The sequence below is a fragment of the Candidatus Aminicenantes bacterium genome, assembly GCA_026393855.1.
GTDB lineage: Bacteria > Acidobacteriota > Aminicenantia > Aminicenantales > UBA4085 > UBA4085.
In genome coordinates this window covers 1-21,348 of the sequence record JAPKZJ010000107.1, presented here as the reverse complement: position 1 = coordinate 21,348, position 21,348 = coordinate 1, and the positions used below count along the sequence as shown (strand labels likewise).

At 65.1% G+C, this 21,348-nt stretch carries 22 protein-coding genes; 4 read left to right on the top strand and 18 right to left on the bottom strand.

From position 1 onward, the window contains the following. Together NTZ26_12880 and gltX are read right to left on the bottom strand one after the other, a co-directional pair. The coding region (locus NTZ26_12880; protein MCX6561395.1) for a glutamine--tRNA ligase/YqeY domain fusion protein at positions 1 to 1,577 on the bottom strand (1,577 nt) is incomplete at its 3' end. Next, entirely contained in the window at positions 1,574 to 2,854 is a 1,281-nt protein-coding gene (gene gltX, locus NTZ26_12875; protein ID MCX6561394.1) for a glutamate--tRNA ligase, read from the bottom strand. The genes NTZ26_12880 and gltX, both read right to left, overlap by 4 nt. 167 nt (positions 2,855 to 3,021) lie before the next feature. On the opposite strand from gltX, the gene NTZ26_12870 reads away from it, so the two are divergent. Beyond that, the gene (locus NTZ26_12870; protein ID MCX6561393.1) at positions 3,022 to 3,429 is read left to right on the top strand and encodes a GNAT family N-acetyltransferase; all 408 of its coding nucleotides are present in this window, start codon (positions 3,022 to 3,024) and stop codon (positions 3,427 to 3,429) included. Then, positions 3,426 to 4,295: a phosphatidylglycerol lysyltransferase domain-containing protein gene (locus NTZ26_12865; protein ID MCX6561392.1), complete on the top strand. Its 870-nt coding sequence runs from the start codon at positions 3,426 to 3,428 to the stop codon at positions 4,293 to 4,295. Before NTZ26_12870 ends, NTZ26_12865 begins: the two co-directional genes overlap by 4 nt. Before the next feature lie 16 nt (positions 4,296 to 4,311). Here the strand turns inward: NTZ26_12865 and NTZ26_12860 are convergent, their stop codons facing one another. The 6 genes from NTZ26_12860 to hutU form a co-directional block, all read right to left on the bottom strand. Continuing rightward, on the bottom strand, positions 4,312 to 5,673 hold the full coding sequence (locus NTZ26_12860; protein MCX6561391.1) for a deoxyribodipyrimidine photo-lyase: 1,362 nt from the start codon (positions 5,671 to 5,673) through the stop codon (positions 4,312 to 4,314). 14 nt (positions 5,674 to 5,687) lie between these two features. Then, positions 5,688 to 6,161, bottom strand: a complete 474-nt coding sequence (locus NTZ26_12855) for a hypothetical protein (GenBank protein ID MCX6561390.1) — start codon at positions 6,159 to 6,161, stop codon at positions 5,688 to 5,690. 10 nt (positions 6,162 to 6,171) lie between these two features. Next, positions 6,172 to 7,137, bottom strand: a complete 966-nt coding sequence (locus NTZ26_12850) for a hypothetical protein (GenBank protein ID MCX6561389.1) — start codon at positions 7,135 to 7,137, stop codon at positions 6,172 to 6,174. 82 nt (positions 7,138 to 7,219) lie between these two features. Beyond that, positions 7,220 to 7,447 (bottom strand): hypothetical protein, encoded by a 228-nt coding sequence (locus tag NTZ26_12845; GenBank protein ID MCX6561388.1) that lies wholly within the window; start codon positions 7,445 to 7,447, stop codon positions 7,220 to 7,222. Between the two features lie 11 nt (positions 7,448 to 7,458). After that, entirely contained in the window at positions 7,459 to 7,704 is a 246-nt protein-coding gene (locus NTZ26_12840) for a hypothetical protein (GenBank protein MCX6561387.1), read from the bottom strand. A 236-nt stretch (positions 7,705 to 7,940) separates the two neighbouring features. Next, on the bottom strand, positions 7,941 to 9,614 hold the full coding sequence (gene hutU / locus NTZ26_12835; GenBank protein ID MCX6561386.1) for a urocanate hydratase: 1,674 nt from the start codon (positions 9,612 to 9,614) through the stop codon (positions 7,941 to 7,943). A gap of 291 nt (positions 9,615 to 9,905) precedes the next feature. Between hutU and NTZ26_12830 the strand changes: the two genes are divergently transcribed. Next, positions 9,906 to 11,915, top strand: a complete 2,010-nt coding sequence (locus tag NTZ26_12830; protein ID MCX6561385.1) for a diguanylate cyclase — start codon at positions 9,906 to 9,908, stop codon at positions 11,913 to 11,915. Between the two features lie 10 nt (positions 11,916 to 11,925). Here the strand turns inward: NTZ26_12830 and NTZ26_12825 are convergent, their stop codons facing one another. Next, positions 11,926 to 13,398, bottom strand: coding sequence for a hypothetical protein (locus NTZ26_12825; GenBank protein MCX6561384.1), 1,473 nt, complete (start codon positions 13,396 to 13,398; stop codon positions 11,926 to 11,928). Between the two features lie 218 nt (positions 13,399 to 13,616). Here NTZ26_12825 and NTZ26_12820 point away from each other — a divergent pair, with 218 nt between their 5' ends. After that, positions 13,617 to 14,720, top strand: coding sequence for an HD domain-containing protein (locus NTZ26_12820; protein ID MCX6561383.1), 1,104 nt, complete (start codon positions 13,617 to 13,619; stop codon positions 14,718 to 14,720). Here NTZ26_12820 and prmC read toward each other — a convergent pair. The 9 genes from prmC to NTZ26_12775 form a co-directional block, all read right to left on the bottom strand. Next, positions 14,710 to 15,606 carry a peptide chain release factor N(5)-glutamine methyltransferase gene (gene prmC / locus NTZ26_12815; protein MCX6561382.1) on the bottom strand — a complete coding sequence of 299 codons (897 nt, stop codon included), beginning with the start codon at positions 15,604 to 15,606 and terminating at the stop codon, positions 14,710 to 14,712. The genes NTZ26_12820 and prmC overlap by 11 nt on opposite strands. Positions 15,607 to 15,614: 8 nt before the next feature. Continuing rightward, positions 15,615 to 16,694, bottom strand: coding sequence for a peptide chain release factor 1 (gene prfA, locus NTZ26_12810; GenBank protein MCX6561381.1), 1,080 nt, complete (start codon positions 16,692 to 16,694; stop codon positions 15,615 to 15,617). Between the two features lie 6 nt (positions 16,695 to 16,700). Then, the gene (rpmE, locus tag NTZ26_12805; GenBank protein MCX6561380.1) at positions 16,701 to 16,940 is read right to left on the bottom strand and encodes a 50S ribosomal protein L31; all 240 of its coding nucleotides are present in this window, start codon (positions 16,938 to 16,940) and stop codon (positions 16,701 to 16,703) included. 64 nt (positions 16,941 to 17,004) lie between these two features. Continuing rightward, positions 17,005 to 17,856 (bottom strand): hypothetical protein, encoded by an 852-nt coding sequence (locus tag NTZ26_12800; protein ID MCX6561379.1) that lies wholly within the window; start codon positions 17,854 to 17,856, stop codon positions 17,005 to 17,007. 95 nt (positions 17,857 to 17,951) lie between these two features. Next, positions 17,952 to 18,497 (bottom strand): 16S rRNA (guanine(966)-N(2))-methyltransferase RsmD, encoded by a 546-nt coding sequence (gene rsmD / locus NTZ26_12795; GenBank protein MCX6561378.1) that lies wholly within the window; start codon positions 18,495 to 18,497, stop codon positions 17,952 to 17,954. A gap of 4 nt (positions 18,498 to 18,501) precedes the next feature. Further along, complete coding sequence (locus NTZ26_12790) at positions 18,502 to 19,065, bottom strand: hypothetical protein (protein MCX6561377.1); 564 nt, start codon at positions 19,063 to 19,065, stop codon at positions 18,502 to 18,504. A 52-nt stretch (positions 19,066 to 19,117) separates the two neighbouring features. Next, a complete protein-coding gene (locus NTZ26_12785) occupies positions 19,118 to 20,188 on the bottom strand; it encodes a nucleotidyltransferase family protein (GenBank protein ID MCX6561376.1) in 1,071 nt (356 codons plus the stop codon). A gap of 92 nt (positions 20,189 to 20,280) precedes the next feature. Then, positions 20,281 to 21,048 carry a carboxypeptidase-like regulatory domain-containing protein gene (locus NTZ26_12780; protein ID MCX6561375.1) on the bottom strand — a complete coding sequence of 256 codons (768 nt, stop codon included), beginning with the start codon at positions 21,046 to 21,048 and terminating at the stop codon, positions 20,281 to 20,283. Positions 21,049 to 21,118: 70 nt separating this feature from the next. Continuing rightward, on the bottom strand, positions 21,119 to 21,348 hold a 230-nt coding region (locus NTZ26_12775; protein MCX6561374.1), incomplete at its 5' end, for a hypothetical protein.

Genomic DNA, 21,348 nt, shown 5'->3' with positions numbered 1-21,348 from the left:
TCGAACTGGACCTTCCGGCCCGGTTCGACCCGGGCCAGCGACGGCTCGACCCTGGCGTCCTTGACGATTTCGAGCGAGCGGGGGTTGAGATTGACCTTCCAATCCTCCCCTTCCTCCAGCTCGCTCGGGTCGCGCTTGCTGAACAGAGTGTCGTAAAGCCGGACCTCGGCCGGGACGGCCGAAGCGGCCGAAACCCAGTGCAGGGTGGCCTTGGGGCTGCGGCCGTCGGGCGCGTCGCCGCCTCGGGTCGCCGGGTCGTAGGTGCAGTGAAGCTCCACGACCTCGCCGCTTGCGGGATCCTTGACGACCTCGGCACAGGTGATGAAATAAGCGTACCGGAGCCGGACCTCGCGCCCCGGCGACAGCCGGAAGAACTTCTTGGGCGGGTTCTCCAGGAAATCGTCCCGCTCCACGTAGAGGACGCGCGAGAACGGGACACGGCGCGAACCGGCCGCCGGATCTTCGGGATTGTTGACGCAGTCCAACTCCTCGACCAAGTCCTCCGGGTAATTCGTTAGGATGACCTTGAGCGGGCGAAGTACGGCCATGGCCCGCAGCGAGGTCCGGTTCAGCTCCTCGCGGACGCAGCTTTCAAGGAAGGCCAAGTCGACGATGCTGTTGGCCTTGGCGACACCGACCAGATCGGCGAAGCGGCGCAGGGCGGCCGGCGGATAGCCGCGCCGGCGCATGGCCGCGATCGTCGGCATGCGCGGGTCATCCCAGCCGTCAACGACCCCTTCTTTGACCAGGGCCAGGAGCTTGCGCTTGCTGAGCAGGGTGTGGCTGAGATAGAGGCGGGCGAACTCGATCTGCCGGGGATGGTGGATGCCGAGCTGATCGAGGAACCAATCGTAGAGCGGCCGGTGGACTTCGAACTCCAAGGTGCAGATCGAGTGGGTGATGCCCTCGATGGAGTCCGATTGGCCGTGGGCCCAGTCGTAAGTGGGATAGAGGCACCAGTCGTCGCCGCGACGGTAGTGGTGGGCCCGCCGCAGCCGGTACATGACCGGGTCGCGGAGCAGCAGGTTCGGGTGAGCCATATCGATCTTGGCCCGCAGGGACTTGGAACCGTCGGGGAACTCTCCGGCCCGCATCCGGCGGAATAGATCGAGGTTCTCCTCGACCGGGCGGTCGCGGAAGGGGCTGTCCTGGCCGGGCCGGGTTAGACTCCCGCGCGTTTCGGTGACCTTCTCGGCGCTCAAGTCGCAGACATACGCCTTGCCCTTGCGGATCAGAGCCTCGGCCAAATCGAACAACCGTTCGTAATAGTCGGAGGCATAGTATTCCCGATCCTGCCAATCATACCCAAGCCAGCGGATGGCCTCCTTGATCGAGTCGACGTACTCGATCTCCTCCTTCTCCGGGTTGGTGTCGTCGAAGCGCAGGTTGCAGGCTCCGCCGTAGTCGGCGGCCAGGCCGAAATTGATGACCAGCGATTTGAGGTGGCCGATGTGGAGATAGCCGTTCGGCTCCGGCGGGAAGCGGGTTCGGACCCGTTTGTCGTTCTTCCCGGCGGCCAGGTCGGACTCGATGATGTCGCGGATGAAATTGTACTTGGGCTTGCTTTCTTCGTTCATTGGGCGGCTTCCTTCAGGCGGCGGAGGACGGTCTCGCGGCCCAGCAATTCCATGATTTCGAACAGCCCCGCGCCGCGGGTCTTCCCGCTGACGGCCATGCGGGCAGGGTGGATCAGGGCGGCAGGCTTGAGGCCCTTCTCCATGGCCAGCTCCCGACACAGGGCTTCGATCGCCTCGTGGCGGAAATCGGCCAGCCCGGCCAACCGCTCGGCAAAGAGGGCCAAGGCGGCCTTGCTCTCCGGCGGGTCGAGGTGCTTGCGCCGGCCCTCCTCCTCGACCGCGTAATCCTGGCGGAAGAAGAAGTCGGCCATTTGGCCGAACTCGCGCAGGGTCTTGATCCGGACCCGGTACTGCTCGGCGGCCTGGGCCAGGCGGTCGGCCGGCAGGCCGTCCGGGTCCAAGCCGTCGGACCGCAGCTGGGCGGCCAGGCGGGAGGTATATTCCGCGGCCGGAAGCTTCTGGATGTACTCCCCGTTCATCCATTTCAGCTTCTGGATGTCGAACTTGGCTTGGACTCCGCTCATGGCCTTGATCGAGAAGAGACCGGCCGCCTCGACCAGGCTCAGGATCTCCCGCTCGCCCGGCGGCGTCCAGCCGAGGAGGATGAGATAATTCGCCAACGCGGCCGGCAGGAAGCCCTCGGCTTTGTATTCGGTCACCGAGACGCCCCCGTGCCGCTTGCTCAGCTTGGCCCCGTCGGCCCCCAGGATGAGCGGCATGTGGCCGAACCGCGGCGGCTTCAAGCCGAAGGCTTCGTAGAAGAGCGCCTGCTTGGGGGTGTTCGAGATATGATCGTCGCCGCGCAGGATGTGGGTGATCCCCATCTCGGCGTCGTCGATGACGCAGCAGAAGTTGTAAGCGGGCGAGCCGTCGGACTTGATCAGGACCTGGTCCTTGATCGTCTCGGTCTCGACTGCGATGCGGCCATGGATGAGGTCGTCGAAGGCGATCGTCCGGCCCGGCTCGACCCGGAAGAGAATGGCGTCGCCCTCTCGATAGGCCCGGCCGCCGGCCACGAGTTCCTCCGCCTTGGCCCGGTAGACGTCGAATCGCCGGCTTTGGAAGGCGGGCTCCCCGTCCCAATCCAGCCCGAGCCAATGGAGGTCCTCCAGGATCTCCTCCAAAAAGCGCTGTTCGGACCGGATCTTGTCCGTATCCTCGATACGCAGGAGGAACCGGCCGCCGCAGCTTCGGGCGGCCAGCCAATTGAAGAGGGCCGTGCGGGCCGAGCCAAGATGCAGAAAGCCGGTCGGGCTGGGCGCAAATCGAACAATCACCTTATCATCCACTTGGAAAACCTCGGCTGGGGTCTGGAGCGGGAGGTTGCGGCCTCTCCGACTTCCTAGATATAGCACATCCGCCCGTCCAAATCCAACCGCCGAGCAGCCCCGCAGGTCCCGGCCGGGGCGCGGATCGGAGGCCTCTCATGGTATAATTTTGGGGCATGATCGTCCGATCCGCCCGACCCGAAGACAGGCCCTCGATCCGAGCCCTGGCCGCCCGCCTCGGCCTCGACTACGAAGACATGGAAGGCGACCGCTTCTGGATCGCCGAGGACGGCGGCCGGCTTGCCGGCCTGGTCGGGCTCAAACGCCATGTCGACTGCCTGGAGCTCGTCGGGCTCGGGGTGGATCCCGAGCTGCGTTCCGGCGGCATCGGCGGCCGGCTCGTGGCGGCCTTGGCCGCCGCGGCGGAGAGCGACGTCTATCTGGCCACGATCATCCCCCCCTATTTCGCCCGCCTCGGATTCGGCAAGGCGGAATCCATCCCCGCCGGCATGGCCAAGGCCCCCTCCTGGTGCGAAGGCTGCTCCGGGATCGGGTGCACGATCATGGTTCGGAGGCGCTCATGAGCTTGCCGGTCTTTCCCCAGTTCAAGCCGCTCGAGCTCGCGGACCGGGAGGCGCTGCTCCCCTATTTCCAGCGCCACCCTCTAGAGATCTCGGAGTCGACCTTCGCCAACCATTTCATCTGGCGCCGCTTTGATCACCCCCGCTTCACTACGATTCACGGCAACCTCTGCTTCTGCTTCACGCCGCCGGATCAGCCGGCCTATTTCCTGCAGCCGCTCGGCGAGACCGACATCCCCGACACGATCCGGACCTGTCTGACGACGGCGCCGCGCCTGTCCAGGATCCCCGCCTCTTTCGCCGAACGCTGGTGCGGCGGCTTGAGCTGCGCCCCCGACCGGGACGACTTCGACTATGTTTACCGGACGACGGATCTGGCCGAGCTCAAGGGCAAGAAGTTCGACGGCAAGCGGAACCGGATCAAGAAATTCGAAAAATCCCATGCTTGGCGCTATGTCCGGATCGGAGCCGGGGACTTGAGCGCCTGCAGCGACCTCTTCGGCGAATGGCTGGCGGCCAAGGGCCTGGAGGGCGGATCCATCGACGCCCAGCAGGACGCCATCCGCGAAGCGCTCCTCCACTACGAGACGCTGGGCTTGACCGGCGGCGCCATCGAGACGGAAGGGGCCGTGGTGGCCCTGGCCATCGGCGAACGGCTCAACGCCGGCACCGCGGTCATCCACATCGAGATCGTCAGCCCCCGCTACGAGGGCCTGGCCCAGCTGATGAACAGGGAATATGTGCGGCGAGAGTGGGCCGATACGGCTTTCATCAACCGCGAACAGGACCTCGGCATCCCCGGCCTGCGCCGGGCCAAGCTGTCCTATCAGCCCGACCATCTAGTCGAGAAATACCACATCCACGCCTAAACCCCTGCCGCTTGGGTCAGGAAGGTGTCGACCGCAGACGATCGATCATCCGGACATACTGGTCCGCGTCGAACTTGCGGCGCAGGCCCGCGTCGTTCATCGACCGCACGGCTCCGAAGACGGGACGCTTGGGCCAGGGCCGGTCGTGCTTGCCGAAACACCAGGCGACCCCGGCGAAGCTGTTGGGATCCCTCCCATCCAGCTCGTACTTGTCGTTCAAGGCCAGGGCCGTCCGGAAGCCCTCCTCGGGGGTGCGGCTCCATTCCAGGATCTTCTTGCCCCAGTACATCCGCATATAGCCGTGCATCTTGCCCTTGATCCGCATTTCGTCTTGGGCCGCGTTCCAATAGGGATCCCGGGTCCGGGCTTCTTCAAGCTCCTGGGGCGAGTAACGGGCCGCCCGCGGATCGGAGGCATGCTCCGCCAGGGTCGCCCGGGCCCAGGCCGGAACGGCCTCCCATTCGTCATAGCGGGAGTTGAAGTGGACGAAGTTGAGGCTGAGCTCGCGCCGGACAAGGAGCTCCTCGAGAAACGGCTCGACCCCGGGACCGCCGGCTTCGATCGCCTGAAGGGCGATCTGTAGCGGCGAGATCTGGCCAAAATGGAGATACGGACTGAGATGGGATTGGGCATCCAAGGTGGGGAGGTTCCTCAGCTCGCCGAAATAATCCAGCTTATCCTTGAGAAAACGCTTCAGCCTCGCCTTGGCCTCGGACGGACCGGACGGGAAGTAGCGCGACCGCTTGACGCCGTGGTCGATGGGCAGGCCGGCCAGGACGGCGTCGATGTCCACGAGCGGCAGCGAATCGAAAGCTAGGCCGAGCGAGTCGCGGCGGGGTTTTCGTTCCCGCAGCGGCCGCAGGAAATCTTCCCGGCGGGCAAGGACTTTCGGGCGGAAGGTGGCCGCGCTCCATTCCTCTTTCGGCGAAGCCGTCTCCACGGGGATTACGGCGTCGGTCTCGACCTGGACCAGCAGGCAATCCATCGCTTCGGCCGCCCGGGACCGCCAGGTCCGCTGGAGCCGGGTATAGCCCCGGTCGACAACGGTCAGAGCCGCCCGTTCGGCCATCTCCGCCGCCCCCCGCTCGGGCGAGACGGACCGGATCACGAGCTGGATGCCCTTCCTCTCCAGATGGCAGCGAGCCTCGGCCAAGCCTTCGAGCAGAAAAGCGTAATGCCGCTCGTTGGCGCCCGGATACCGCGGAGTGAGGCCGAAGAAGGCCACCAGGGGCAGACGAAGCTCGTCGGCGTGGCGGACGGCGTACTCGAGGGCATGGTTGCACTCGGAGCGCTGAGAGGCTTGCATCCAGTATAGGACATAGTCGCCCTTGCGGATATCCTTGTCGTTCAGGGTCTTCAATCGTTCCGGATGGATCATAGCGTCCCCCGCTCCTAGTCTATCAGAACCGCCAGGATGTCGTCGATCCGCCGACCCTGCAAAGGCAGGTCGTGGCCGATGACCGCCCGGGTGCGGCCGTCGAATACGATCAGACGGGCGGACCGCCGCCGGACCCAGCCCCGGAAGTCCCCTTCCGTGTCCAGGAACGCCGGCAAAGCCCAGTCTTGGCTGCGCCGGAGCCCGTCCCATTTGGCTTCGACGATCCTCCTCCGGGCCTCCGCGACCGAGACCGCCGAAGCGGCGGCATAGACGAGGACGGCCGTCAAGGCGGTTTCCTGGACGGCGGCCGGGACCGCCCTTAAGAAGTCCAGGACCGGCTCGAAACAGCCGCCGCAAAAGACCGCGTCAAAATCGAGGATCAGCCAGCCATGCCCCGTCCCCGTCGCGGCCGGCCCAAAGGTCGCCGGACGGGCTGTGGACAAAACACCGGCCCACAGGCCGAGCTTGAGAAGCGTTCGGCGAAGCACGCCATTCACCTTAGAGATACCTGATCCGGTATTTCTTCAGCGTTACGCCCTCGTCCGCCCGGGCATAGAGGAAGCCGCGGCGGTCGATATAGAGGCAATGGCTGACCTGGGGCAGAACGAAAGTCGTCATGAGGGCCCCTTCAGAGTTGAAGACGAGAACATCGCGGCCCGGGTTTTTGGTCTTCCCTCCGGCGAGCAAGAACAGCCGGCCTTGCGGGTCGAGGGCGGCGTCCATCCAATACATGGCCGAGGCAATTTTGAGGCCTTGGATCGTTTTCGTTTCAGCCGGCGCGCCGCCGCGCGGCGTCCGGCTCCAGAGAAGCCGGCCCCGCTCGTCCCGCTTTTCCACCAAGTCGGCGAAAAGATACGCCGTGTAGGCGCTTCCCCGACCATCGAAGGCCAAGCTGATCGAATCGGCCAGATAGGTTTCGACTTTAGCCATGTAAACCGTTTCGGATACAGTCGCCCCCGTCTCGTCGACGACCAGCCAGAGGCCCGATCCGCCGGGAGGCGTGAACGGCTTATACGCGATCCGGCCGGGGCCGGCCGCCGCCAGAGCCGAGACGAGGCGGCCGGCCGCAATGGTCCGTAAAAAACGAAGATCGCGATCGAAGACCTGGATCCCCAGCCGCCTCTGATCCGCGGCGAAGAGCCTGTCGCCCGACAAGGCCAGCAGGACAGGAAACTGGAATTCGCCAGGGCCCTGGCCTTTTCGTCCGGTCCTCCGGACAAGGCGGCCCCGATCGTCGAACTTCTTCAGCGCGCAGTCGAGCGCGTCCAGAACATAGATCGAGCCGTCCTCATCCGCGGCCACCCCCGTCCATTGCAGGAGGGTCATGTCATCCGGCCCTCCCACGGACAGGACTTCCTCAACGGCGATGGCAAGCGGCAGGCGCGAATTTCCGGCGGCCGGCGGCGGCGAAACGGAAGCGGCGGCCCCCAGAAGGGCCGCCGCGAGTCCGGCTAACCGTCGCATCCTCGCCTTCTGGCTACGGGATCGAGCTTGGCTCATTGTTCCCCTCTTTCACTTCTAAAGACGGACGGGAAACGGCTTTTTCTCACCCGGGCAGGCCGAGGAGAGGCTCGACGTATTTTTTGCAATAGCTATAGCCCGCCAGGCATTCAACGACGTCCCAGGGCAGGTTGTGGCCGGGCCAGGTGAAGCAGACATAGAACGCCTTCTCGCAGACCTGGCTATCCGCCTCCTCCATCGCCGCCGGCGCGGCGGAAACCAGGACGGCCAGGACCACCGTCAAGAGCAGGACCATCGGGCGCAGGTTCGACATGGCCGTTTTCCTCACAGGAAGGGGGCGACGTACTTGCGGCAGAATTCGTTGCCGCTGACGCAGTAGGCAAGCTTCAGCCCGACCGCCCAAATCCCCAGGGGTCCGTTGGGCAGATCCGCGAGGCAGTTCATGAGGGCTTTTTCGCAGATGTTCGCGTCCTCTTCGCTCCCCGCGGCCAGAGGCGCCGCCAGGGCGCACGCCGTCGCCAGGATCAGACCGATCGCCGCCGTCCAGACCATCCGTTTGTTTTGTTTCATCGATATTCTCCTTTCCCTCTTCCTATTGCAAATCGCGTGCCATCCGCGGCCAGAGGAAAAGCAGGATGCCGCCCGGGACGAACGAGGGATTTCGAGGCGGCTGGAGCCGGATAGAATCGGGCCGGCGCCGCCGATCGGCGACGCCGAAACAGGGCTGGCGCGGAATCCGCCTGTTGGCGAAGGATGGATGAGCGCCGACGATCGGAGGCGCCCCGTCCACGGGAGACGACGCCCCCTCAGGATTTGCCCAGCATCGGGATTTTCAGGCCCGCTTTCCTAGCGAAGGAGATGGCCTCGGGATAGCCGGCGTCGGCATGGCGCACGACTCCCATCCCCGGATCGACGGTCAGGACGCGCTCCAGTCTGCGGCCCGTCGCGGGCGTCCCGTCGGCCACGACGACCATACCGGCATGGATCGACAAGCCGATCCCGACGCCGCCGCCGTGGTGAACCGAAACCCAGGAAGCGCCGCTCACGGCGTTGATCAGGGCGTTCAGGATGGGCCAATCGGCGATGGCGTCCGAGCCGTCGCGCATGGCCTCGGTCTCCCGATTGGGCGAGGCCACCGAACCCGTGTCGAGGTGGTCGCGGCCGATGACGATGGGGGCGCTGATCTTGCCCTTCTTGACCATATGGTTGATGACCGCCCCGAAACGAGCCCGCTCGCCGTATCCCAGCCAGCAGATCCGGGCCGGTAGTCCCTGGAAACGGACTTTTTCCCGGGCTTTCCGGATCCAGCGGGCCAGAGGCTCGTCGTCCGGGAATTCCTTCAGCACGGCTTCATCCGTCGCATAGATGTCCTGCGGCCGTCCGGAGAGAGCGGCCCAACGGAAGGGTCCCTTGCCCAAGCAGAACAACGGCCGGATGTATTCCGGGACAAAGCCGGGGATGTCGAACGCGGCCGAAACCCCCGCCTTGAGCGCCTGGCCGCGGATGTTGTTCCCATAGTCGAAGGCGCGGGCGCCGAGCTTCTGGAGATCCAGCATGGCCCGGACATGCACGGCCATCGAATCGTAGGCCCGCTTGATATAATCGGAGGGAGCTTTGGCCCGCATGGCCAAGGCCTGCTCGTAGGCCATCCCGGCCGGGACATAGCCGTTGAGCTCGTCGTGGGCCGAGGTCTGATCGGTGAGAATGTCGGGCACGATGCCCCGCCGGACGAGCTCGGGGAGAATCTCGGCCGCGTTGCCGAGGAGGGCGATGGACAACGGCCGTCCCTCGGCCTGGGCCCGGCCGGCCCGGGCCAGGGCATCGTCCAGACTGTCGGACATGGTATCGACGTATTTCGTCTCAAGGCGGCGGCGGATGCGATCCTTGTCGACCTCCACGACGATGGCAACGCCGTCGTTCATGGTCACGGCCAGCGGCTGGGCGCCGCCCATGCCGCCCAGTCCGGCCGTGACGACCAGCCGACCCTTGAGGCTGCCGCCGAAGTGGCTCTTAGCCACGGCGGACAGGGTCTCATAGGTGCCTTGCAGGATGCCCTGGCTGCCGATGTAGATCCAGCTGCCCGCCGTCATCTGGCCGTACATCGTCAGCCCAAGTCCCTCCAGCCTCCGGAATTCGTCCCAGGTGGCCCAGTGCGGGACCAGCAGGGAATTGGCGATCAGGACGCGGGGCGCTTCGGCATGGGTCTTGAAGACGGCCACGGGCTTGCCCGATTGGACGAGAAGGGTCTCGTCGCCGGCCAAGGCTTTCAGGCTGCGGACGATGGCGTGGAAGCAATCCCAGTTGCGGGCCGCCTTGCCGGTCCCGCCGTAAACGATCAGGTCGCGGGGCTTCTCGGCCACGTCCGGGTCGAGGTTGTTCATGAGCATCCGCAAGGCGCCTTCCTGGGCCCAGCCCTTGGTGTTCAGGCGCGCGCCCCGGGGCGCCCGGACGGTCTTCGGCCCGCTCTTCGTCTCATTCATAGCGGCATCTCCTGGTGCGATAAACCCGCTCGATACACCGGGCGGCAGCCCGGTTTATTAACAGGGTTAATACTGAGCGGCGCTTATAATCCCGATTTATAAATCGGGGTTCGGCGCCGCGAACGTATCGAGCCCAGACCGGAATATAACATAAGCCCGGCCGCGAAATCACCCCCAAATTCACCCCTGGAATCACCCCCCAACCGCCTTGACAGCGCCGGCGGCTTCTTCTACAGTGGAACGACGGGCAAGGCATTCCCTTTTCCGGATCGGCCGAAGGAACAAAGAGCCGTGGCGAAAATTCTGATCTGTGCGCGCACGCCCGAGGAGCGCGAATTCCTCTATGATATTTGCCGAACGGAGGGTGTCGTTTACACCGCGCCCGGTCTCGAAAAAGCGCTCTCCCTGCTCGACGCCGTCCCCTTCTCGATCGCCCTGGTCGAGGTCGAGAACGCCCTGCAGCCGCCCCTGCGGGATCGGCTGCTGGCCCTGCCGGTCCTATTTCTGACGGGCCGGGATGAGGTCCGCCTGCGGACTGTCGCCCGGACCTGGCCGGCCGGCCGCTTCGTCGACATCGTCCCCATCTCCAAACATCCCCTGGACCGGGCTCGCCTGGAACAGAAGATGAGGGCGGCCGGAGAATACCTCCGGCTGCGGACGGACGCGGACAACATGGCCGTGGCCAAAGCCGACGCCGAGGGCCGGCTGAAGAAGGTCTACGGCGAGATCAAGGGACTCAACAGCGCCCTCTCAGAGGGCCTGCTGAAGGAGATGTCGAAACGGGTCACCTTGCAGGAGCGCTATCTCCGTTCGGAACAACTGAAGCAAAGGTTCGAAGGGCTGCTGCGCAAGCTCTACTCCGCGGACGACGTTAATGTTCTCATGGACATGGTGCCCGACATCAAGGCCCTGGTCGGTGCGTCCAGCCTTTCTCTCTACATCCTTGAGGAGAACGACTCCCTGGGGCGCTACCTGAAGCCTCTCATCTGGGACGACGCTTTCCTGGCTCACGCCGATTTTTCGCGCCACCTGGCCATGCTGCCGAGCCAGGACTTCGCCGCCCACGTCGCCCGGACCGGCGAAGTCCTCAATCTCGTCGATCCGGGGCGGGACGCCCGCGCCTCGATCCGGTATCAAGAGCTTCTCAAGGCTCCCCTGCGGAGCTTTCTGGCCGCCCCGCTCCAGCACGACCGCGAGATCATCGGCGTGCTCGAAGTCTACGGCAAATCGCCCGAGGCCAAGCCCGGGGCCGGGTTCACGGCCGAGGACCGCCAGGTCCTGCGCGGCCTGTCCGAGCATATCGCGCTGGCCATGACCAAGCTGAATCTGATTCAATACGACGCGCTGACGGGCTTGCTGCGGCCCGATCCCTTCTTCGAGAAGGTCGTCCAGAAGGTCGAAATCCTCAGCAAGCGCCGCCAGGAGACGGGCTCCTTCGCCCTGGTCATGGGCGACGTCGACTGGTTCAAGGCCTACAACGACCGCAACGGCCACGAAGCGGGCAACCGCCTGCTGCGCGACCTGGGCGCCATCCTGCGCGCCTCCATCCGCGATCAGGACCTCCTTTGCCGCTACGGCGGCGAGGAGTTCCTGTTCTTCCTGACCGGGGTCAAGAATATCGAGGAAGCCACCCTGCTCACCGAGCGGATCCGCAAATCAATCGAGGAGCACATCTTCGAGTTCGAGGAGTTCCAGCCCCGCCACAACCTGACCATGAGCTTTGGCGTGACCCTGGTGCCGATAAACCGGACCGGCGGCTCTTCCATATTGACCCGGGCTTCGCTGAAGATGTTCGCCCAGGAGGCCGATTTGGCCTTGGCCGAGGCCAAAGGCAAGAAGCTGGCAGCCCTGGGCGGAGACTCCCGAATGATCCACAAAAACCGGGTCTGCGCCTATGTCCGGGAGAAAGCCGCGGTCATGAGCAAGACGACCATCTTGCGGGCGGCCGGGGAACGAGTCTATATGGAAAAGCGCACCCACCAGCGCTATACCGCCTCGACTCTGTGTATCTTCCGCGAGAACGGAAGCCATCGCGTCGCAACCACCGTCGACTTGAGCCTGGGCGGCGCTCTGATCTCGGTTGAATCGGCCTTTCCGCTAGCCCGCGTCCTGGACCTGTTCATGGTCCTCGGCAACCGGGCCTGCCCCTTCCGCGGCGAAGTAATCTATTGCCGGAAGGCCTCCCCCAACTCGGCCTTCTTCTATACGGGTTTGAGGTTCCGCGACCTGACGACGGGCGATCACCGCCTACTAGAGGCGTATTTCCTATCTCTAGGAAAGAAGGACGCCCCGAGCTCCTGAGCCTTCCGGCTCAGCCTTCCAGTTCCTGGACGATCGAGCTCAGGTACTTCGCCGGCGGCGTGATCCGCCGATGGAAGGCGTCCTTCAACCGGCCGGCGGCCGCCTCGAAGGTGGCGAAGTCCTCCTGGTTGCTCCAATTATCCATGTTCAGGCGCTCCAGCAGGTCCTTCATGACGCCCGGGTTGAGGATGTCCTCGGTATAGCGGGGCAGCCGGCAGGACTCGCGCTCGCACATCCGGACGGACCGCAGGATGATCTTGCGCAGAATTTCCTGATTGTTGATCAGCTCCTGCTTGATGAAGAACTGGTCCTTGGGCGTACCCGCCTGGCCGAGCCGGGCGAAGAGCTTGCGGGCCTCAGCCGTCACCGTGGTGACGGCCCGCAGGAGCGATTCCCCGTCCAGGATGAGATGGTCGCGGTTCTGGAAGAAGCTGATCTCGCCGCTGTAGTCGGTCGGCTCGGAGCGGCGGTAGCGCTCCAGCAGGGCGAAAACCGATTGGAAGTCCTTGTCCTCGGTGCCCGACGACCGAAAGTCGTCGGCCGGGGCGGAGCCGGGCTGCGCGCCCGGGCCGTCCGGGGCCAGGCCGTGCTCGCGCTGGACAAAATCCTGAATGAATTGGTTGATCTCGGGCATCTTGAAATCGGCAGCCGGCACGGCCTCGGCTCGCGCCGGCACTGGCCATTCGATCTCCGGGTTGGGAGGGAGGCCGGGATCGGCCGGGAGGGGGACCGCGTTGGCCTGCAGCGGCGCCCGGGGCGCTTCGCCGGCGCCGGATCCGTCCCGGTCCAGCATCTCTTTGATCCGTTTCAGCTTGCTCAGTTCCTTTTCCAGATCGAAGACGAACTCTCCTTCCTCGGCGCAGGCGGCCGCGGGCACGGCCGCGGGCACGGGCGCTGGCACGGGCGCAGGCACAGGCGCGGGTACGGGCTCGTAGATATTTTCGACCCGCGGGGCCGGCGATGGCACCGGGCGCCCTGCCGGTACAGCCGCGGGCAAGGGCGCCGGTATCTCGCGCGGGCCGGCTTCGCGGGACGCCTTGGAATCGATGGCGAAGCGCTCCTTCAGCTTGGATCGCATCTCGTTGATCCGCTCCTCGGCCGAAAGCCGGAGGTCGGCCAGACGGCCGCTGAGCTCGGTCACCGACCGCAGCTCCTCGATCGTCAGGCCCGTCAGCCGCTCGATCTCCTTCTGGTATCCAGCGGAACGGTCGAGGTGCTCCCGGAGCTCGCGCTCCAGCCCTTCGCGGGCCGACTCGTACTCGGCCACCGCTCCATGGTATTCGCGGAGGTTGCCTTTTTCCTTCTCGAATTCCTTTTCGATCATCGACAGCTTCCTCTCGGTCTCTTCGCGCTCCAGGCGCAGACGCTGTTCGAGCTCACGCTCGATCTCCTCCCGCCGGCGGCGCAAGCTATCCTCCAGACTGGTCTCGATCTCGCGGATGATGGCGGTGGATTCTACAAGCGCGTCACCTTTGGGCGTCATGACCGTTCTCCTTCAGCCCGTCGCAATCGGGCTTCTTCGTCCGCGGCTAGTGTATCCGATCGGGCTTGCGGGGGGCAATCACCCCCCAGGAGGGAAGGTCCGGGGATATTTGCCTCCCCTCCCTCACCCCCGGAGAGGGGCCGCCTCGCCCCAGGGGGCTCCCCCCCTGGCCGGCTTGCGCCACCGCCGATTCCTGGGGTATAAAAGAAGGCGAACCAATGAATACTCCCGGCCTCGTCCTTTGCCGTCTCGACCCCGCGCGCCGGGAACGGCTCCTGCGCGGGCTGAAGACGCTCCGGCTGGCCGTCCGCCCGGTCGAGGCGACGGCTGAAAGCCTGGCCGCCCGAGCCGCCGAGCCGGACAACATCCTGGTACTGGCGGAGGCCGCCGACCCGGCCGCCCCGTTGCTGCGGACGCTTCTGGCCCTCAAGCACGAGCGGCCCGCTCTGTCCGTCCTGATCGTCCTGCCGGCGGCCCCGAACGGCCTGGAAAGCCGGCTGCTGCGCGACGGCCGGATCGATGGGGTCCTGGGACCGGCCGATGACGCCGCGCTCCTTTCCTTGGTCCGCAGCGAATGGCGCCGGGTGGCGAGCGAAGCCTTGGCCGAGACCCGATTCAAGGCTTTGCGCAAAGCCCAATCGGACCAGGCCCGCAACGCCCGCCACGCCTCTGAGCTCGAGCAGATATACGACTCGACCTTGGAAAACCTTATGACCGCCTTGGACCTGAGGGACGTCGAGACGTTCGGCCATTCCCAGACGGTAGCCAAGTACACCCAGGTCCTGGCCACCCTGATCGGCCTGACCGACCCGGACAAGCTCGATTGCCTGCGCCGCGGCGCCCTGCTCCATGACATCGGCAAGATCGCCATCCCCGACGCCATCCTGAAGAAGCCCGGGGCCCTGACCGAAGCGGAATGGGAGAAGGTCCGCCTTCACCCGGCCCTCGGCTATGGGCTGATCAAAGAGATCAAGTTGGTTCGTGTCATCGGCGAAATCATCCTTCATCACCACGAGCACTTTGACGGCTCGGGCTATCCCCTCGGCCTGAAGGGGGACCGGATCCCCCTGGAAGCCCGGCTTTTCGCGCTGGCGGACGCGCTGGACGCGATCACGGCCCATCGGCCCTATCGAAGGGCCCGCGATTTCCGGGCCGCCCAGAAGGAGATCGTCCGCCACGCCGGGACACAGTTCGATCCCCGCCTGGTGGACGCCTTCCTTCGGCTCAAGCCCGAGAAATGGGAGAAGATCCGGTTCGAAACGACTTCGTTCGTACCGAGCATCGAAGAATTTTCGGCCCTGGCCCGCAAGCTCAAGGCTTGACAGCGGGACGGCCGCCGAAACGGGCCGCGATCACCCGGACGATGCCCCTCAAATCGGGCTTAACCCGGACCTCGTCCCAGCCCGCCCCGAACATCCTCCGCACCGCCCGCGCCTGCCCGCGCCCGATCTCGACGGCCAGCCAGCCGCCGGGACGCAAACAGACGGTCGCCTCGGCGATCAGCCGACGGAGAATCTCCAGCCCCGTCGGTCCGGGGACCAAAGCCGACTTGGGCTCGTAATCGCGAACCTCCGGCTGGAGCCGAGCCCAATCGGCCTCCCGAACATAGGGCGGATTGGAGACCAGAAGGTCCACCTGCCCAGTCCAAGCCCGTCGGCGCAAAGGGGCGCAGAGATCTCCGGCCAGGAATTCAATGTTCCGGAGGCCGTGGCGGGCGGCGTTCCCGCGGGCCGTCCGCAGGGCCGCCGGGCTGATATCCGTGGCCAGGACGCGCGCGTCCCGCAGCTCGGTGGCCAGGGCCAGGGCGACGGCGCCGCTGCCCGTGCCGACGTCCGCGACCAGGAGCGGGCCTTCCCCCGCCAGCTCCAGCGCCGTCTCGACCAGCGTCTCCGTCTCCGGACGCGGGATCAAAACGGCCGGGCCGACGGATATAGGAATGGACCAGAATTCCCGTTCCCCGATGAGATAGGCAAACGGCTCGCGCGCGGTCCGGCGGTCGATAAGGCGCAGATAGCGGCCGGCGGCCGCCGCCGCGACGAGGCGCTCGGGATAGGCCAGGATTTCGAGCTCGGTCACACCCAGGGCCCGACGGAGCAAAACGCGGGATTCCAGCGCGGCGGCGGCGGCCTTCAGCCCGGCCAGACGGCGGCGCCCTTCGGCCGCCAGCGGGCCGATGGTCCAGGCGGGAGAGCGGCGGGGACCCGGCATGGGTGGTGTCAGGCGACGCCGTTGCGGCGCTCGAGGGCGCGGGCCCGGGCTTGGTCGCCGAGCCTTTCCAGGAGCAGACCGATATCCCCGTCCAGCAAGCCGCTCATATTGTGGAAGCTTTCGTTCAGGCGATGGTCGGTGATCCGCGACTGGGGGAAGTTGTAGGTTCGGATCTTCTCGCTGCGCTCCCCGGTCCCGACCTGGGAGCGGCGGTCCTGGGCGATCCGCTCCTGCTGTTCGCGGTTGGCGATGTCCATGAGCCGCGAGCGCAGGACCCGCAGGGCTTTCTCCTTGTTGCGGTGCTGGGACTTTTCGTCCTGGCAGGAGACGACCAAGCCGGAGGGCTTGTGGGTGATGCGGATGGCGGTATAGTTGCGGTTGACGTTCTGACCGCCGGGGCCCGACGAGCCGAAGGCCTCGATCTTGAGGTCCTTGGCGTCGAGCTTGACGTCGATCTCGTCGGCCTCGGGCAGGACCGCCACTGTCACGGTCGAGGTGTGGATGCGCCCGCTGGCCTCGGTCTTGGGAACCCGCTGGACGCGGTGGACGCCGCTCTCGAACTTCAGAAGGGAATAGACGCGCTTGCCCTGGATGCCGGCGACGACTTCCTTAAATCCGCCGATCGGCGATTGGCTGGAGTCCAGGACTTCGATCTTCCAGCCCTTGGCTTCGGCAAACCGCGTATACATGCGGAACAGGTCCTGGGCAAACAGCGAAGCCTCATCGCCCCCCGCCCCGGCCCGGATCTCGAGCAGGACGTTCTTCTCGTCCAGAGGGTCCCTGGGGAGCAGCAACTCCTTGAGAATCCGCTCGAGCCCTTCGCCCTCGGCCTCCAACCGGCGCACCTCGGCCTCGGCCATGGCCTTGAACTCGGGCTCGGCGCTCTCATCGGCCAGGATCTCGCGTGCATCCCGCAGCCCGGACTCCACCTTGCGGTAGTCCTCCAGGCGGCGGACGAGGGGTTCGAGATCGGACCGTTCCTTGGACGCTTCGCGAAAGCGCTTGGGGTCGGCCAGGAAGGCCGGATCGCCGAGGCGGACCGTGAGCTGGCGGTACTTCTCCGCCAACGCCTCCCATTCAGGCCGCATGCCGGACTATTTTTTCTTGGCTTTGGCGGCCGGCTTGACCGCCGTCTTGAGGCCGTCGTATTTCTTGCGGAATTTCTCGACCCGGCCGGCGCTGTCGATAAACTTCTGGCGGCCGGTGAAGAAGGGATGGCACTGGGAGCAGATCTCGACCCGGATCTCCTTTTTCGTCGATCGCGTCGGGAAGGTATTGCCGCAAGCGCAGATAACCATGCATTCTTCGTAATTCGGATGGATGTCTTTCTTCATCGATCGCATCTCCTTGGAAACCGGGCTATTATAGCGGTTCGGGGCGGCCCGGTCAAATGAAGATCTAATCGGATTGCGAACGGGCCTCGTACGTCTCCCAGTCGACGCGGAAGGACGCCCGCCGGGCCGCTTCGCGGACCCGGTCCCGATAGACGCGAGATTCGAAGTAGCTCTTGGGCTCGCGGCGAAATGGCATCAGCTGCTCCTCGGACCGCCATTCGTAAACCGATCCGTCCTCGGCCCGCAAGCATCCCAGATGAACGATCCAGGCCATCTGCTTGATCGACATATGGGCGAAGCTCCGGCGGATGGCCGTGACCTCGCCCTCCTTGTCGGGGTTGAGGAACCGGAAGTAGCGCGAGAACAGAACTGCGTTGTGATAGAAGGCCGGAAACGCCAGCAGGCCCTCGGCTCGGGCTCGCTTACCCAGGAAGACGAAGATATCCATGATCCGGCGGCTCATACCCAGCCCCGGATGCTGCTGGCCCGGCAGGGAGCCGCGGCTCCCGCCGAACTCGGCCAGCGGGTTTTGCAGGGTCAGCCACTCGAAGGCCAGGGTCCGGATCGTCCCCGGCGGGAATCCCGGCAGATCACGGCCGGCCGGATCGAAGTTCGTCTCGCGCAGCTTGAGGTCGATGATGACGGACGCCGGATCCTGCCGCTCGTGGAAGATGCGGAATCTCTGCAAGGGGTAGCTTGAAGAGTCCAGGTCGAAGACGAGCGGCCAAAGGCCTCTCTTGCGGGCCTCCTTGAAGAAGCCCTTCTTGTCCAGGACGGCCAGGATCTCGGCTAGGGTGAAGCGGCCGAGAAACAGGGAGGTGCCGCGCCGCTCGGCCAGGTCGCCGAATATCTCCCAATCCTCGACGAGCGGAGTCCTCCCCCAGGGGGAAACGATGTGGGGATCGTCTTTGCTCATCGCGGCCGGCCGTCTGCAGGTGTTCCCATCCTTGGCTGCCGCCATTTTAAACGAAGGCGCGCCCCGGCGCAAGAAGGGCCGGAGGGACTGCGGGGTTACTCGCCGTAGAACGAGAGGGCGTCGTCGCCCAAGGTCGTCCGGCGCTTTAGCTCGAAGAAGCGGCCTTCGAAGCGGGTCTTGAAATGATGGCGCAGGACGATCAGCCCGCCGGGGGCCAGGACGCTGCGCTTGCGGATGACCTTGAGCGGGTTGCGCTCATCCAGCAGCCGGTAAGGCGGGTCCAGGAAGATGATGTCGAAGCGAAAGTTCTCGCGGGCCAGCTGGATGACCCCCCGGTTGAACTCCAGGGCCACGATCCGGGTCTGTTCGGGAGCACCGAGCTTGGCCACGTTGTGCCGGAGAACCGACAGGGCGACCGGAAATTCTTCGACGAAGACGACCTGTTCGGCGCCCCGGCTGAGGGCCTCGATGCCGATCGATCCCGTCCCGGCGAAGCCGTCCAGGACGGTCGTCCCGGCGATCTCGTCGCGCAGGATATTGAACAGAGCCGTCTTCAGCTTGTCGGGCATGGGACGGGTGGAAGAGCTGTTGACCTTTTTCAGGCGCTTGCCCCGGTAGATGCCGCTGATGACTCGGATCATGGCGTCAATACCACAGCGTGAACCGGCCCGGCCCGGTCTTTACGTCACGTATCCCCAAGGGCAGATTGTGCCAGTCGTCGATCCCCTTGGCATCGGTCTTGCCGAGCCCGGAGGCGATAAAGATGATCATGTCCAGCATCAGCAGGGGCATGGGCTCCTTCTCCAGAAACAGCTTTTTGAACCCAAAACGGACCGAGCCGTCCCGGACTTCGATGGAGCCGGCGAAATAGAGGTTCATCCTCTTCTTGATCCAGGGGGGGATCCGGTGGCCGCTGAAATCAAGCTCCAGCCAGCCCTCGATCCGGTTGTCGGAATAGAGCTTAAGGCGCAGATCGCGCAGGACATCCTCCCGGGATTCTTCCAGCCGGCGGGCAATATAAGCGTTGAGCTCGGACTCGCTGAACTCCATCGGCCGCAGGCTGGGCGAAGGCTCGGCTTTCTCGAGCCGTGCCAGGGCCGCCGATAGCCGGTGCGCCTCGGCCTTGTTCACGGCCGGCGGATCCTGGCCGAAGCCGGAGGCCGCCAGGCAAGCGGCCGAAAAAAGGAGGACGATCGATCGTTTCATCATCGGACTCTCATGCTAGCAGGTTCGCCCGCTCCCGACAAGGCCGACGAGCCGCTCAGCGCCCGGAGAGTCGGCGCTCGACGAGAAAAATCCAGGGCCGCACGAGGCGGCGGACGAAATAGCCGAGCCGGCGAAATCCCCCCGCAGACGGTATCTGGCGGCGGACCCATCCCGCCGGCGGAAAAAAGATGCGGACCACACCCCGAGCCATCCCCAGAGGGCTCCCCCGCCTGGCCAGGGCGAATATCGACGGCATATAGTATGGCGCCTCAGGCAACGGCCGTCGCGAAGCCGCGGCCTCTTCCGGCCAGAAAAAACGCGCCCCTCGCCGGGCCCATCGCCCGGCCGGGAATAGGCGCTCCCTTCCCTCGGGGATGCACCCGGGCCAACAGAGGGATGCGATCCGGAGCCCGTGGGCGAGGACAGGCTCAATCCCCTCGCGGCGGGCTAGCCGCGAGGTCGCCGCCCAATCCAGATCCGTACGGCCGGCCATCTCCGCCAGATCGACCAGCCAGGAGAGCCTGCGGTAGGAGTGCTGTTGGGCGTGGACGGCGGCGATGCAGAATTCGTACGGCCAGGGCGGGGCGAAGGCCATGCCGCCGGCAAAGGGGACTTCCCGCAGCGCATCCCAGAATGCATCCCCCGTGGCCGAAGGGATTTGCAGCCCGAAGGGATTCGGATGGAGCTCGACCGCCAAGCCGTCCTTGCGAAAGACCGGGGAGAACGCCCAAGCCGAAGCTTTCCCGCCGGAAACCACGGTTATCGTCCCGATCTCGGGACGGAAACCGGCCCTTTGCAGAAGGCTAAGGAAAGCGCGCCATTCGGCCGGGCGGACGAACAGATCGACGTCGAGGTAAGGCCTGAGCCCCGGCTCGGGATACAGACGCTCCGCCCAATGGAACCCCTTGCTGATCCCGATCCGCAGACCAGCCGCATGGGCCGCACGCAACACCGGCCCGACGATCTCGACCGCCCGGAGATGCCGGGCCGCCGCGGCCAATCGGATTCGCCGCAGCTCCGTCCGCACGGGGGCAGGGACGCAGTCGGGGCGGGTGCGAAGATGGCGCTCGAGGAGAGGGGCTGTTCCCTCGCGCCTGGATACGTCCAGCCAGCGGCGCCAAGGAATGTCCGCGCTTTCTAAAAGACCGGTCAGGGCGCGCGCGGAATCGGGGTCGAGATCAATCCGCGAGCCGAGGACGAGAAGACGCGCGGCCGGGGTTACTTCTTGAACGGCGAGACTTCCTTCTTGTCGACCACGGTGATGAGGCCGGCCATGCCTCCGACCACGGTGGCGATGCCGCAGGGCGTCAGGAAGAACGGCGGAACGCCTTTCTTACAGCACAAATAGACCGCGTCGCCGATCTGCACGTCCCGGATGATTTTCATGAAGGGGCTCTGTCCCGCCAAGGCCCGCTTGATCTTGTAGCCGTCCAAGCCCAACGCGTCGACGTCCTGGTAGAAGTTCGTCGTGATGCCGCGGACCCGAATCCGATCGTCGACCTGGAGGGCCCCCTTCTCGACGAAGACGACCGCTTCCTTGGTCCCGGGGATGAACTGCACGACCCGGCCGACCCGGGCTTCGTTGTCCTTGACGCTTTGCTCGCGGGCGATCTCCTGCATGGCCTGGCGGATCTCGCCCTCGTAGATATTGAGCGAGATGGAGATCTTGGTCGTTTCATTTTCGATGATGCCGACCAATTCGTTGGTATTGAAGTCCCCCGCCGTGGTGGTGATGCCGAAATTGTAGATGCCCTTGGCCAGCCCGTCCAAGCGGAAAAACCCGGACTTATCCGAAGCCGGGGCTTCGTAGACGGCGCCGCTGGAGATGTTGCGGAGCTTGATGACGGCTCCGACAACCGGGGTCGTTCCGTCCTTTTCGAAAAAGCTGCCGACCAGATTGCCTCGGGCGGGAGCCTGAGCAATCAAGGGAACCGCGAACGAAAAAAGACAGGCTAGCAACCCGCTATAAACTAGAAACCGCCTCATGAGAACACCTCGACCCATTGGATTCCTCCTACCCTAGCGTTTTCAATAATATAACACGACATGGCCATTGTCAAGAGGACTTCCCCGTCCGCCCGAGAGGCGATGCTTTTCGGGCCGGGGTCGGCTTTTTATCCGGCGGAGCCGAGGCCGTCCCGTCAAGGATCTCGACCTCGATCCCGGACAGAAGCAAGGGCCCGTTCCAGGGCGTGATCTCGAGCTCGTTGGCCCCCGCTTCCGGCGTTAAGAGCAGGCTGACGGGAGCAGCCGACAAAAAATCCTCCCACATGACACGGCCGTTCA